This is a genomic window from Micromonospora gifhornensis, from assembly GCF_016863515.1.
Lineage (GTDB): Bacteria > Actinomycetota > Actinomycetes > Mycobacteriales > Micromonosporaceae > Micromonospora > Micromonospora gifhornensis.
Map to the genome: position 1 here is coordinate 159,494 of NZ_BOPA01000017.1, position 12,895 is coordinate 172,388.

General features: G+C 71.3%; 10 protein-coding genes. 3 read left to right on the forward strand and 7 right to left on the reverse strand.

What is annotated here, in order from left to right; all coding sequences use genetic code 11:
* Positions 1-11 precede the first annotated feature (11 nt).
* Complete coding sequence (locus Vgi01_RS12150) at positions 12-914, reverse strand: endo alpha-1,4 polygalactosaminidase (protein ID WP_239088912.1); 903 nt, start codon at positions 912-914, stop codon at positions 12-14.
* A gap of 89 nt (positions 915-1,003) precedes the next feature.
* Positions 1,004-2,437, reverse strand: coding sequence for a CAP domain-containing protein (locus Vgi01_RS12155; protein WP_239088913.1), 1,434 nt, complete (start codon positions 2,435-2,437; stop codon positions 1,004-1,006).
* 371 nt (positions 2,438-2,808) lie between these two features.
* On the opposite strand from Vgi01_RS12155, the gene Vgi01_RS12160 reads away from it, so the two are divergent.
* From Vgi01_RS12160 to Vgi01_RS12170, 3 genes are all read left to right on the forward strand, one after another.
* Positions 2,809-3,003, forward strand: coding sequence for a hypothetical protein (locus tag Vgi01_RS12160; protein ID WP_013732083.1), 195 nt, complete (start codon positions 2,809-2,811; stop codon positions 3,001-3,003).
* A 287-nt stretch (positions 3,004-3,290) separates the two neighbouring features.
* On the forward strand, positions 3,291-6,905 hold the full coding sequence (smc, locus tag Vgi01_RS12165) for a chromosome segregation protein SMC (protein ID WP_204291063.1): 3,615 nt from the start codon (positions 3,291-3,293) through the stop codon (positions 6,903-6,905).
* Positions 6,905-7,525, forward strand: coding sequence for an HAD-IA family hydrolase (locus tag Vgi01_RS12170; protein WP_102659878.1), 621 nt, complete (start codon positions 6,905-6,907; stop codon positions 7,523-7,525). Before smc ends, Vgi01_RS12170 begins: the two co-directional genes overlap by 1 nt.
* Positions 7,526-7,528: 3 nt before the next feature.
* On the opposite strand, the gene Vgi01_RS12175 is transcribed toward Vgi01_RS12170, so the two are convergent.
* The 5 genes from Vgi01_RS12175 to Vgi01_RS12195 form a co-directional block, all read right to left on the reverse strand.
* On the reverse strand, positions 7,529-8,062 hold the full coding sequence (locus Vgi01_RS12175) for a DinB family protein (protein WP_204291064.1): 534 nt from the start codon (positions 8,060-8,062) through the stop codon (positions 7,529-7,531).
* A 56-nt stretch (positions 8,063-8,118) separates the two neighbouring features.
* On the reverse strand, positions 8,119-8,607 hold the full coding sequence (locus Vgi01_RS12180; protein WP_102659879.1) for a universal stress protein: 489 nt from the start codon (positions 8,605-8,607) through the stop codon (positions 8,119-8,121).
* Positions 8,608-8,611: 4 nt separating this feature from the next.
* Positions 8,612-10,228, reverse strand: a complete 1,617-nt coding sequence (locus Vgi01_RS12185; RefSeq protein WP_204291065.1) for an MDR family MFS transporter — start codon at positions 10,226-10,228, stop codon at positions 8,612-8,614.
* Between the two features lie 250 nt (positions 10,229-10,478).
* Positions 10,479-10,919, reverse strand: coding sequence for a MarR family winged helix-turn-helix transcriptional regulator (locus tag Vgi01_RS12190; RefSeq protein WP_233196983.1), 441 nt, complete (start codon positions 10,917-10,919; stop codon positions 10,479-10,481).
* A gap of 134 nt (positions 10,920-11,053) precedes the next feature.
* Positions 11,054-12,757 (reverse strand): alkaline phosphatase D family protein, encoded by a 1,704-nt coding sequence (locus tag Vgi01_RS12195; protein WP_204291066.1) that lies wholly within the window; start codon positions 12,755-12,757, stop codon positions 11,054-11,056.
* Between the last annotated feature and the right edge of the window lie 138 nt (positions 12,758-12,895).

Consider the following 12,895-nt stretch of genomic DNA (forward strand, 5'->3'; position numbering starts at 1 on the left):
CGGGGCCTCGATCACGGTACGGGGCAGGGCAGCCGCCAGGCGTCCAGGCTGCGGTGTTTGCGGATGGAGGCGAACCCGTAGCCGACGCTCGTGACACAGAAGTCGGTGAGCCCGCCGGTGTACTCGACGTGGAACACCGGCTTGCCGGCGTCGACGAACGGCAGTAGCTTGTCGCACCGGTTGAGCCGTACGCACTCCTCGTCGACCGCGAAGTCGAAGTCCGGCGCCAGCGCGGCGACCTGCCCGAGGTTGCCCCGCAGCCCGGGAGACAGATCCAGTGAACGGGCCAACGCCGCGACCCGACGGTTGAACTGCAACTGGTCGTCGAAATCCAGCGGGAAGCCGGGGGAGTTGGCGTAGCCGTCGGCGTCGGCGAGCAGTACCGCGCCGAAGCCCTTGCCGCGGCAGAGCCGGAACCGGTCGGCCAGCACCGGCCGCAGGGCGTCCCACCGGCGTACGTCCAGCCAGGTGCGGCCGGAGCGGGTGGCCGTCGGGCCGCGGACCTGGGGCGGGAACCTGGTCGCGTCCGGATCGTCCGGGTGGACCGTGCCGGCGTGCACCTGGCAGACCAGTCGACGGTGACGGGCCCGCAGGTCGGCGGTCTGCGCCGCGGTGGTGTTGGCCGGATCGAGGACGAACACGTCCGCCTCGACCGTCACGTCGAGCACCCCGTCGAGTTGCCACTGCCATCGCCACAGCCGGGCCGAGGCGGACGGCCAACTTGTCGGTGCGCCGGGCGGGGTGAGATCCGGCCGGCAGGCGGCCAGCGACACGAGCACGGTGCAGGCCAGGCCGGCGCGCATCGCCCGTCGTACCTGTGCCCCGCCCAGCCCGATCCGCATCGCCAGCTCCGCAGGTTGCGCCGGCGGCGTGACGCCGCCCGAGCCGGTACGCCGTCGGCGTACCTCACCCACTCAAACGAGCGCAGACCCGACAAGGACTCGCGGCTGGACGTGGCGCGGCACTCAGAACGCGACGAGTTCCGGTGCCGCGCCCGCCGCACTCAGCGTGGCGCGGCGAAGACCTGCGTCCAGTACGGTCCGTTGCTGCTCGCCACGCCGACGCCGATCTCGGTGAAGGCGCAGTTCAGGATGTTCGCCCGGTGACCGGGGCTGTTCATCCAGGCGTCCATCACGGCGGCGGGCGACTGCTGGTTCCAGGCGACGTTCTCGCCGTACGTGCGCCAGGCGTACCCGACCCGGTCGATCCGCTCTCCCGGGTCGCTGCCGTCGCTGCCGGTGTGCGACATGTTCCGGTTGTCGGCCTGGTCCTGGCTGTGCCGCTGGGCCGCGGTCGTCAGCTTCTCGTCGACGGTCAGCGCGCCGCAGCCGGCCTTCGCCCGTTCCGCGTTGACCAGGTCGACCACCTGGGCGGCCTGCGAGGCGCCGGCCGGGTTGGACGGCGAGGTGGTGACCGTGGCACCGCGACTCGGGCTGCCCCGACGCTCGGCGCTCTGCCGGGAGGGTGCGGTGCTGCTGCGCGCGGGCGTGGGCTTCGGCTTCGCCGCTTGACTGGGCGACGGCGAGGGCGTGGCGGCGCTTGGCGAGACGCTCGGGCTCGGGCTGGGGCTCGGGGAGTCGAGTGGGTCGAGGACGTCCACCGACTCGTCGGCGTCCAGCAGCGCGGGTCCGGTGGCCACCGGACGCTCACCGGCGGTGGTGCTGGTCGGCGCGTCGTTGCCGGGCAGCGCGAGGGCCGCCACGCCGATGCTCACCGCGAGGGTGGCCGCCGCGGCGGCACCGCCCATCACCAGGGGACGCGACAGGCGACGACGGGACGGCCGGGCGTCGGTCCCGGGCGCATCGGCCACCGCCTCGGTCCGGGCGGTGGCCCGATCCTCCGGTACGCCGTAGGCCCCTTCCCCGTGCCACCGGCCCTCGTCACCCCGCCCGTAGTGCTGCTGACCGGCGTAAGACTGGTCACCGTAGGGCTGGTCACCGTAGGGGGCCTGGCCGGTGTAGGGCGGCTGGGTGTCGGTGTACCCCTGGTTGTCGTACGCCTGGTTGTCGTGATGCGGGTCGGGGGCGGCGTGCCGCGCGGGCTGCTGTCCGTCGTGCTTGTCGGACCAGCGGCTGACCTGCGTGGTCGGCTCGTCGGCGCGCCAACCGCCGTCGTGCCGACCGTGGCTCGGCGCGCCGTAGTGCCCCTCGGTCGACCAGGCGGTGTCCCGGTGGTGCTGGCCGGCGCCGGGGTCCTGGTCGGCCCAGTGGGGGTGGGCCGGTGCCGGATAGGTCGTCTCGGCGGGCCGGTGCGGGCGGTGCTGCCACTGCTCGGTGGGCTGGTCGTGGTACCACCGGTCGGACGAACTCTCCGGTTCGTCGCCGAACAGGTACGACGAGCGCGGTGCCGGGCGGTCGGTCAGCCAGGCCGGGTCGTCGGTCGATGGCGCTGGTCGCCGGGTGGAATCCGGGTCGAGCGGGTCGTTCCAGCCGTGCACGCCTGTCGCCTCCACGGGTCGGTAAGGGGCCGGGGTGACGCTACGTGGTCGGTCTGAGCAGCAGCAATGTGGCTAAGGAAGAGTTAAGAGGACCCTGTACATCCGGGTGAGGTATTCCGGCGATTCGGTGCGTAGAGTTGGGGTGTCCGGACAGAGTGTGTCCGCGCCGTGTGGCAGCCTCCCGCGACGGGTCGGGTAGACGTCGAAATGATCTACGGCCTGCGTGAACTTGACGAAACAGGGGCTGTCGGCTCAATATAGAGATGTCGCCAGTCGCGCCCGGCCGTGCCCAGAATTCGTGGGAATGGTAGTCGCGTATACAAGGGCGCGCGTTGGCCGGCCTCTCCGGCAGCGCAATTCAAGGAGTCAACATGGCGAAGGCCCTCTTCGGCCACGTAGGTGCAGCGCCCGACCGGCGCCTGCTCGACGAGGTCACCCGACTGCGTGCCAGGGTTCAGTCACTGGAGTTCGAGATCACGCGGCTGCGTGCCGAGAACGATCGGCTCGCGGCGGCTGCGGCAGAGGCGGATGATCTGCTCCGTCTTGCCGAGCCCGCGCTGACCTGATCCACCTGGCCGCCACAACCGAATAGCACCACCGCACAAAAGCGCGCCGACACGAAGTGCCGGCGCGCAATTCTGTGCACCATTGATCGACTTTGTGGCCGGGATGATCGACTGGATCGTCCGGTGTCGGTGCGTAACCGTCTGACACCTGTGAAATGGAACGCTCGCGGCGTGCCGGCGGGTGGGTCGCGTCGCGCAGCACACCTGGTGCCGGGTTACTCTGCGGGTTTACCAGGGTCCGCGCAGCCGGGCGACGGTACGGCGGCCACCGGACGAGGATCGAGAAGGTGCATCTCAAGAGCCTGACGGTGAAGGGCTTCAAGTCCTTCGCCTCCGCGACGACGCTGAAGCTGGAGCCGGGGATCACCTGCGTGGTGGGCCCGAACGGGTCCGGCAAGTCCAACGTCGTCGACGCCATCGCCTGGGTGCTCGGCGAGCAGGGCGCCAAGGCGCTGCGCGGCGGCAAGATGGAGGACGTCATCTTCGCCGGCACCGCCGGTCGGGCCCCGCTCGGTCGGGCCGAGGTGACCCTGACCATCGACAACACCGACGGCGCTCTGCCGATCGAGTACACCGAGGTCTCCATCACCCGCCGGATGTTCCGCTCCGGCGAGAGCGAGTACGAGATCAACGGCGACACCTGCCGCCTGCTCGACATCCAGGAACTACTCTCCGACTCCGGCATCGGCCGGGAGATGCACATCATCGTCGGGCAGGGGCGGCTCGACGGCATGCTGCACGCCAAGCCGGAGGACCGGCGCGCGTTCATCGAGGAGGCGGCCGGCGTCCTCAAGCATCGCAAGCGCAAGGAAAAGGCGCTGCGCAAGCTCGACGCGATGCAGACCAACCTGAACCGGCTCACCGACCTCACCGCCGAGCTGCGGCGTCAACTCAAGCCGCTCGGCCGGCAGGCCGAGGTGGCCCGCCGCGCCGCGGTGATCCAGGCCAGCCTGCGTGACGCCCGCCTGCGGCTGCTCGCCGACGATCTCGCCACCCTGCGGACCACTTTGGACCGGGAGATCGCCGACGAGACCGCGCTGCGACAGCGGCGCGAGGAGGTGGAGGCCGAGCACACCGAGGTGCAGGCCCGCCTCGGGGAGCTGGAGGAGGCGCTGGCCGCCGACGCACCGCTGCTGGCCGCCGCCCAGGACACCTGGTACAAGCTCTCCGCGTTGCAGGAGCGGTTCCGCTCGATCGAGCAGCTCGCGGTGGAGCGGCTGCGACACCTCAGCTCCACCCCGGACGACGAGCGACCGGGCCGCGACCCGGACCAGTTGGAGGCCGAGGCCGAACGGGTCCGGGAGCAGGAGGAGGAGCTGCGCGCGGCGCTCACCGACGACCAGATCCACCTCGCCGAGGCGGTGGAGCACCGGCAGGAACTGGAACGGCAGCTCGCGGCGGCGGAACGCGAACTGGTCGCCGCGGCGAAGGCGATCGCGGACCGGCGCGAAGGGCTGGCCCGGCTGACCGGTCAGGTGAACTCGGCGCGCGCCCGGACCACAAGCGCCGGTGAGGAGATCGAGCGCCTCGCCGCCGCACACGCCGACGCGATGGCCCGGGCCGAGCGGGCCCAGGCCGACCTGGACGCCGTCGCCGAGCAGTCCACCGAGGCCGACCGCGACAACGCAGACCTGGACGCCCGGCACGCCGAGGCGGTAAGCGTCCAAGAACAGGCGCAGGCGACGGTACGTTCGCTCTCCGACGCCGAGCGGGCGGCGGAGAAGGACGCCGCCACCTGGAAGGCCCGCGAGGAGGCGCTCGCCCTCGGCCTGCGCCGCAAGGACGGCGCCGGTGCGTTGCTGGCCCGCGCCGACCAGGTGCCGGGGCTGCTGGGCAGCCTCGCCGGTCTGCTCACCGTCGCCCCCGGCCATGAGGCGGCGCTTGCCGCCGCGCTCGGCGGGCTCGCCGACGCGGTAGCGGTAAGCGGGGTGGACGAGGCGGTCGAGGCGATGCGACTGCTCAAGATCTCCGACGCCGGACGGGCCGGACTGCTGGTGGGCAGCCCGGCCGGGCCGGGGATGTCCGGCTCCGCCGACGCGCTGCGTCCCAAACTGCCCGACCGTGCGCACTGGGCGCCCGACCTGGTCGAGTGCGACGCGCGGATCCGACCGGCGGTGCACCGGGCGCTGCGGGACGTGGTGCTTGTCGACGACCTCGCTGCCGCGGCGGAGGTGGTCGCCGGCAACCCCGAGCTGCGCGCGGTCACCCGGGAAGGGGACGTCGTCGGGGCGTACGCGGCGGCCGGTGGGTCGGCGAAGGCACCCAGCTACATCGAGGTGCAGGCAGCCGTCGAGGAGGCCCGCGCAAACCGGCTCGCCGCCGAGCGCACCAGCGCGGAACTGCGCGAACAACTGGTCGAGGCGCGGGCGGCGGTGGCCGAGGCGAAGGAGCGGGTGCAGCATGCCGCCGCGGCGAAGCGGGAGGCGGAGAGCCACCGCAACGCCGCCGCCCGCCGGCTCGCCGAGTTGGGTGCCGCCGCCCGCTCCGCCAAGGCGGAGACCGACCGGCTGGGCGAGTCGCGGGCCCGCGCCGAGGCGGCCCGGGAACGGGACCTGACCGCCCTGGCCGAGTTGGAGGAGCGGCTGCGCCTGGCGGAGGCGACCCCGATCGACGCGGAACCCTCCACCGAGGAACGCGACCAGCTCGCCGCGATGGTGCCGCAGGCCCGGCAGAACGAGATGGAGGTCCGGCTCGCGGTGCGTACCGCCGAGGAGCGGGTGTCCTCCATCGCCGGGCGGGCCGACTCGCTGCGCCGGCAGGCCGCCGCCGAGCGGGCCGCGAGGGAGCGGGCCGCGGCACGGCGGGCGGCGCGGGTGCGTGGCGCGGGCATCGCCCGGGCCGTGGCCGGCGGTGCCCGGGAGGCGCTGACCCGGCTGACCACCAGCATCGCCCAGGCGGAGGAGCAGCGTGACGCGGTGGCCCGGGCACGGGCCACCCGCGAGGCGGAACTTCAGGAGGTGCGGGCCGCCGCGAAACGACTCGGCGCGGAACTGGAGCGACTGACCAGCCAGGTGCACCGCGACGAGGTGGCCCGGGCCGAGCAGCGGCTGCGCATCGAACAGTTGGAGGCCAAGGCCGCCGAGGACTTCGGGTTGACCATGGAGACGCTGATCGCCGAGTACGGCCCGAGTCAGCCGGTGCCGCCCACCGAGGCCGAGGTGGCCGCCGCCGAACGCGACGGCCTGCCGGTGCCCGAACCGGTCCGCTACGAGCGCCCGGTGCAGGAGAAGCGGGCCGCGAAGGCCGAACGCGAACTGACCCTGCTCGGCAAGGTCAACCCGCTGGCGTTGGAGGAGTTCGCCGCGCTGGAGGAGCGGTACAAGTTCCTCTCCGAGCAGTTGGAGGACCTCAAGGCGACCCGGCGTGACCTGCTCACCGTGGTCAAGGACGTCGACGAACGGATCCTGGAGGTCTTCGCCAGCGCCTTCGCCGACACCGCCCGGGAGTTCGAGCAGGTCTTCACTGTCCTGTTCCCCGGCGGGGAGGGGCGGCTGGTGCTCACCGACCCGGACGACCTGCTGACCACAGGTGTCGAGGTCGAGGCCCGCCCGCCCGGCAAGAAGATCAAGCGGCTGTCGCTGCTCTCCGGTGGTGAGCGGTCGTTGACCGCGGTGGCGATGCTGGTGGCCATCTTCCGTGCCCGGCCCAGCCCGTTCTACATCATGGACGAGGTCGAGGCGGCGCTCGACGACGTGAACCTGGGTCGGCTGATCACCCTGCTCGCCCAGTTGCGGGAGAAGAGTCAGCTCATCGTCATCACCCACCAGAAACGCACAATGGAGATCGCCGACGCGCTGTACGGCGTGACCATGCGTGGCGGAGTGACCCAGGTGATCAGCCAACGGCTCAACCGGGCCGGTACGGACGACGAGCGGCGAAGCCGCGGCGAGGAGAACGGTTAGTGGCTCGGGAACGCGCGACAGCGCTGTTGGTGGACTTCGACGGCGTACTGCGGCGTTGGGACCCGGCGGTCGCCGCCGAGGTGGAACGCGAGTACGGCCTGTCCACCGGCGTGCTCGGCGAGATCGCCACCTCCTGGGGGCTGCTTCAGCCGGTGCTCACCGGCCGGCTCAGCCACGCCGAGTGGATGTCGAGCGTCGCCGACGCGCTGACCCCCTCGGTGGGCGACCCGGAGCGGGCCCGGGCCGCCGTGGAGCAGTGGCAGCGCTACCGCGGTGAGGTCGACCCCCAGGTGCTGTCGTTCATCCGCGAGGTGCGGGCCGCCGGCATCCGGGTCGGGTTGGGCACCAACGCCACCGACCTGCTCGACGCCGACCTGGCCGCGCTGGACCTCACCGACGAACTCGACGTGGTGGTCAACTCCTCGGCCATCGGCGTCCACAAACCGGCCAAGGAGTACTTCCAGGCCGCCTGCGTGGCGCTGGAGACCCCGCCGGACCGGGTGCTCTTCGTCGACGACGAGGACCGGGCGATCAACGGGGCCCGGGTGGCCGGGCTGTCGGCGTACCGCTGGAACGGGCCGGACGACCTGCGCTACCTGCGCGCCGCGCTGGCCTCCTGACGGTCACTCGCCGGTCACCCCGTCGATCGCTTCGCGGATCAGGTCGGCGTGCCCGTTGTGCCGGGCGTACTCCTCGATCATGTGGAGGTAGATCCAGCGCAGGCTGATCTCGTTGGCGGTGCCGTCGCGGCGCTTGACGGTGCAGACCTCGTCCAGGTCACGGCCGGCGGTGGCCGCGTCGACGGCCGTGATCTCGGCGCGGAACGCCGCGAAGTCGGCCTCGGCGTCGGCGGTGTCCACGGTGTTGAACTCGGCATCCGGGTCGGCGTCGAAGTCGTACAGCTCGGGCAGGTCCGCACCGGCGAAACGTTGCCGGAACCACGACCGCTCGACGACGGTCATGTGCCGGACCAGACCGAGCAGGGTGAGCGTCGATGGTGACGCGCTCGCGGTCCGTAGCTGCTCGCCGGTCAGCCCGGCGCACTTGAGCAGCAACGTGTCCCGGTGATAGTTGAGCCAGCCCTCCAGCATGGTGCGCTCGTCGGCGCGGTAGGGCTCGTGTCGGCGGTCGATGGCAGGTGCAGTCCACGTCGTCATGCCGGTCATCGTGCTGTCCGGGTACGACAAGTGCGAGCGAGTTCGTGGTTGCGGTTTCACGGCACCACGACGACGGGCCAGCGGCCGGTACGGACCAGGCGGGTGGCGACCGAGCCGACCAGGCGATGCCCGGCCTGCTCGGACGAGCCCACCACGACCAGGTCCGCCCGCGTCTCGTCGGCCGCGGCGGACAGTTCGACGTACGCGTCACCCCGTCGGCAGAGGAAGGTCACCGGCACGTCCAGCTCCTCGGCGCTGCGCCGGCACTCCTGGCGCAGATCCTCGGCCAACTCGTCATGGCTCTGCTGCACTGCGTCGGCCACGACGTCGGACAACAGCGCGGCGTAGGTGGCCGGCGAGCTGACGAAGACCACCACCAGCCGGGCACCCTGTCGGCGGGCCAGCCCGGCGGCGTACGAGGCGGCGCGGAGCGAGGTCCGGGTGCCGTCCACACCGACCAGGACGACCCGTGGCCCGTCGGTGCCCCGCTCAAAGGGCACCGGCCGGGCCTGCGGGCCGTACTGCTGACGATCAGCGGTGTTCATCGGGTCAGTCCCGGACCCCGGTGCGGATCACGGCCGTCGCGCCGCCGGTGGCCACCGTCGACTCCTGCTCCACCTCGTCGGTGAGCGGGCCACCGGTGTGCCGCAGCAGCGGCACCTCCTTGATGAACAGCACGGCGATCAGGGCGATCAGCCCGAACGGTGCGGCGGCCAGGAAGATGTCTCCGGCCCCGTGCCCGTACGCGGACTCCACCACGGCCCGGATCGGTGCGGGCAGCGCGTGTACGTCGGGCAGCGTGCCGCCGCCTGCGCCCGCGGTCGGTAGGCCGAGCGCGGCCAACCCCTCGCTGAGGTAGCGGGTGACGTTGTGACCGAGCAGGGCGCCCAGGGCGCTGACGCCGACCGCGCCGCCGAGGCTGCGGAAGAACGCCACCACCGAGCTGGCCGCGCCGAGTTCGTGTGGTTCGACGGTGTTCTGCACGGCGAGCACCAGGTTCTGCATGGACATGCCGACGCCGAGACCGATGATCGCCATGTAGATGCTGACCTGCCAGTACGGGGTGTCCGCCCGCAGCGTGCCCATCAACGCGAAACCAACGGTGAGCAGCGCCGAGCCGGCGACCAGGTAACGCTTCCAGCGGCCGGTGTTGGTGATGATGCGGCCGACCACGGTGGAGGAGACCAGCAGGCCGAGGATCATCGGCAGGGTCATCAGGCCGGACATGGTGGGGCTGGCCCCACGGCTGATCTGGAAGTACTGGCCGAGGAAGACCGAGGCGCCGAACATGCCCACACCGACGGCGATGCTGGCCACCACCGACAGGGTGATGGTGCGGTTGCGGAACAGTCGGGGCGGGATCAGCGGCTCACTGGCCTTGGTCTCCACCCGCACGGCGGCGGCACCGAGCAGCAACGCGCCGGTCACCATCACCGCGGTCTGCCAGGAGGCCCAGTCGAACTGGTTGCCGGCGAGCGACACCCAGATCAGCAGCAGCGACACGGCGGCGGTGATCAGCGTGGCACCCCACCAGTCGATCTTCACCTTGCGGCGGACGACCGGCAGGTCGAGGGTCCGCTGGAGCACGACCAGAGCGGCCAGCGCGAACGGCACGCCGACGTAGAAGCACCAGCGCCAGCCGAGCCAGGAGGTGTCGACGATCACGCCGCCGATCAGCGGCCCGCCGATGGTGCCGACGGCCATCACCGCGCCGAGGTAGCCGCTGTAGCGGCCCCGTTCCCGCGGGGAGATCATCGTCGCGATGATCACCTGAACCAGCGCGGTGAGACCACCGGCGCCGATGCCCTGGACCACCCGGCAGGCGATCAGTTGCCCGGTGGACTGCGAGAGCCCGGCCAGCACCGAGCCGAGCACGAAGATGGTGAGGGAGAGCTGGACCAGCACCTTCTTACTGGTCAGGTCGGCGAGCTTGCCCCACAGCGGGGTGGTCGCGGTGGTGGCCAGCAGCGTCGAGGTGACCACCCAGGTGTACGCGGACTGACTGCCGTTGAGTTCGGTGATGATCCTCGGCAGCGCGTTCGCGACGACCGTGCCGGACAGGATCGCGACGAACATGCCCAGCAGCAGACCGGAGAGGGCCTCCAGGATCTGTCGGTGACTCATCTGCACGGGCATCGCTCGGGCGGGAGCACTCGCCTGAGTCATGGGAGAAGCCTCCAAGCGGAGTGGATATTGTTGCCGGAGGCAACCGTACGACTTGGTTGCCTGAAGCAACAACTTGCTCGGCAGGGGCTCTATTCCACCCGCCTGGCGGGAGAGTGTCGCTGAAAGCGCCGTTACATCGTAATTGCGGTAAAAGTCCGACCTGGTTACCGCTGGATCGCCGGAACGGGGTCAGGTGGGACGGCGTTCAGGTGGGACGGCGTCAGGTACGACGGCGACAGGTGGGACGGCGTCAGCCCCAGGCGTCGTTGAAGCGGCGGAGCAGCCGGGCCAACTCCTCGACGTCACGTTGCGGCCAGGTCTCCAACGCCCGACGGATCTGTCCGAGCCGGGGGGCCCGAGCGGCGTCGAACCGGCGCTGCCCCTCCTCGGTGAGGCTGAGTTGCGCGGCCCGCCGATCGTTCGGGTCCGGGTCTCGTCTCACCAGACCGAGGGTCTCCAGGCTGTGGATCTGCCGGCTGAGCGTGCCCTTGCCGACCCCGAGTCGGGCGGCCAGATCGGTGAGCCGGATCGCGCCGGAGCGGCGCAGCCAGAGCAGCAGTCCGTACGCGTTCGGCTCCAGATTCGGGTGCACCTCGCTGGCGATCTCCCACGAGAGGGCCCGACCGCGCCGCAACAGGGCGGTCAGTTCGTCCTCGACCTCGCGCAGGCGCTCCGGCAGCTCGTCGTCCACGCCGACGAGACTACGGAGCCGCAGTGACCGTCCGCTGACTGCCCCGCACCACAGCGTCAGTCACCCCGCATCGCCCCACAGTGTTAACAAGGGGCCCTTCTACTACGCCAGGCGTTAACAAGGTGCCCTTCCTTTCACGGGGTCAGGCGGTGGTGGGCGACTTGGCGCAGGTGGCCGTCGTTTGTGGTGCCCTCGATGACCACGTCGGCGCTCCGGCTGGCGTGGGTAAGCGTGGCCACCGCGTTGCCGAAGTACGGGCCGGCGAGCTTGCGCCAGCGGAACTGCGGCCGGGGTACGCCCGCGGTGCGGGCCAGCGTCCGGGTCGCCCCGGCCGGCCCACGGGACCAGCCCAGCCGCATCAGCGGACGCATCCCGGCGGGCACCTGATTGTGGATCGGCGAGCAGGTCAGCTGATGCACCGGGGTGCGTACGCTCGGGTCGGCGAACCGGACCCGGGCCACGTACGAGTGGTGCACGTCACCGGAGAGAACGTTGATCGACGCCGGGGGCGGGTACGCCGGCCCGGCACCCTTGCGGTCGTCGGGTTCACCCGGTGTGCCGCCGCCGACGCGGGCGAACAGTGCACCCATGGCGTCGAACGAACGACGGAACGCGCCCCAGTGTTCCAGGTCCAGCCCGCGGCGAAGGCGTTCGGAGAGGGCGGCGAGCCACGGCCGGGACGAGTCGGCCAGCTTCTCGTTCCACGCCTCGACGTGGTGGATGCCGGGCGGCAGCAGCCAGGGCAGCGAGGAACCGACGACCAGGTGGTCGTAGTCGCCGTGCACCCGGTCGACGAACCAGGACCATTCGCCCGGCGGCAACATCGCCCGGTGGCTCGGTTGCAACACCCGGCTGCACCGGGTGTCCAGCATGACCAGGCGGGTACGGCCCAGGTCGAGCGAGTAGCTCCACTGGTACTGCACCGCCTGCCACCGCTCGATGTCGTGTGCCAGGTCGGCCTCGGTGTCCACCCGCTTGCCGAATTCGCGCAGCACCTCGGTGGCGTCCCCGGCCGTGGTCACCTTCGCGAAGATCGGGTCGGCGGCGATCTCGTCGGGGGAGAGGTTGCCCAGGTGCTGGTACACCCAGTAGGACGCCAGGCCGCTGGTGATCCGCTCGGCCCACCAGGGCTGCTCGCGCATGTCCGCGCGCCAGGACGCCGAGGTGTTCCAGTCGTCGATGATCTCGTGATCGTCGAAGATCATCACGTTCGGCACGGTGGAGAACAGCCAGCGGATCTCCGGGTCGCCCCAGGACTCCAGGTAGAGCTTCGTGTACTCGTCGAAGCTGACCACCTGGTCGCTGGGCGCGCCCGCCGGGCGGCGTCGCCGTCGGCGCAGCAGGCGCTTCACCGTCGGTGACGTCTCGTCGGCGTAGACCTGGTCGCCGAGGAGCACCAGCAGGTCCGGCAGGGCCGCCGGGTCCGGGTCGGCCAGGATCCGCCGGGCGTACGCGTCGAGCGCGTCCGGGGGCAGCTTGCGGGTGGTGGCGTGCTGGGTGGTCTCCCGGCAGGAGCCGAAGAGCAGCCGTACCGGCTGATCCCGGTCGTCGGCGGCGCGGGTGCGGATCACGCTGGGCGGGAAACGCCCGTCGGGCAGCGGCCAGACCTCCCGGTCGTCGACGAAGACCTGATAGGTCGTGGTGCTGTCCGGGGTGAGCCCGTCGACCACCACAAGTGCGTAGTGGTGGTCGTACGCGGTGAAGGTGTTCGTCGTGCCGGTGGCGCCGTCGGCCGTGCGGACGGTGACCACCGCCGGGGCCGTGGTTTCCGCCCAGACCGTGGCCCGCGTGCCGACCACCCGGCGGAGCAGGGGGCCGATGAGCAGCTCGGCGGGCATCGCAGACCTCCAGATGAGAGTGTTTCGACCTCTACTACCCGGCTGGCCGTCGCACCACTGCTGGTTGTGGCCGAGACTACCGCCGCTTCACGACAGGTGCGGGGGTGCGGTGGCTGAGACGTGGTCGGCGGCATCTGA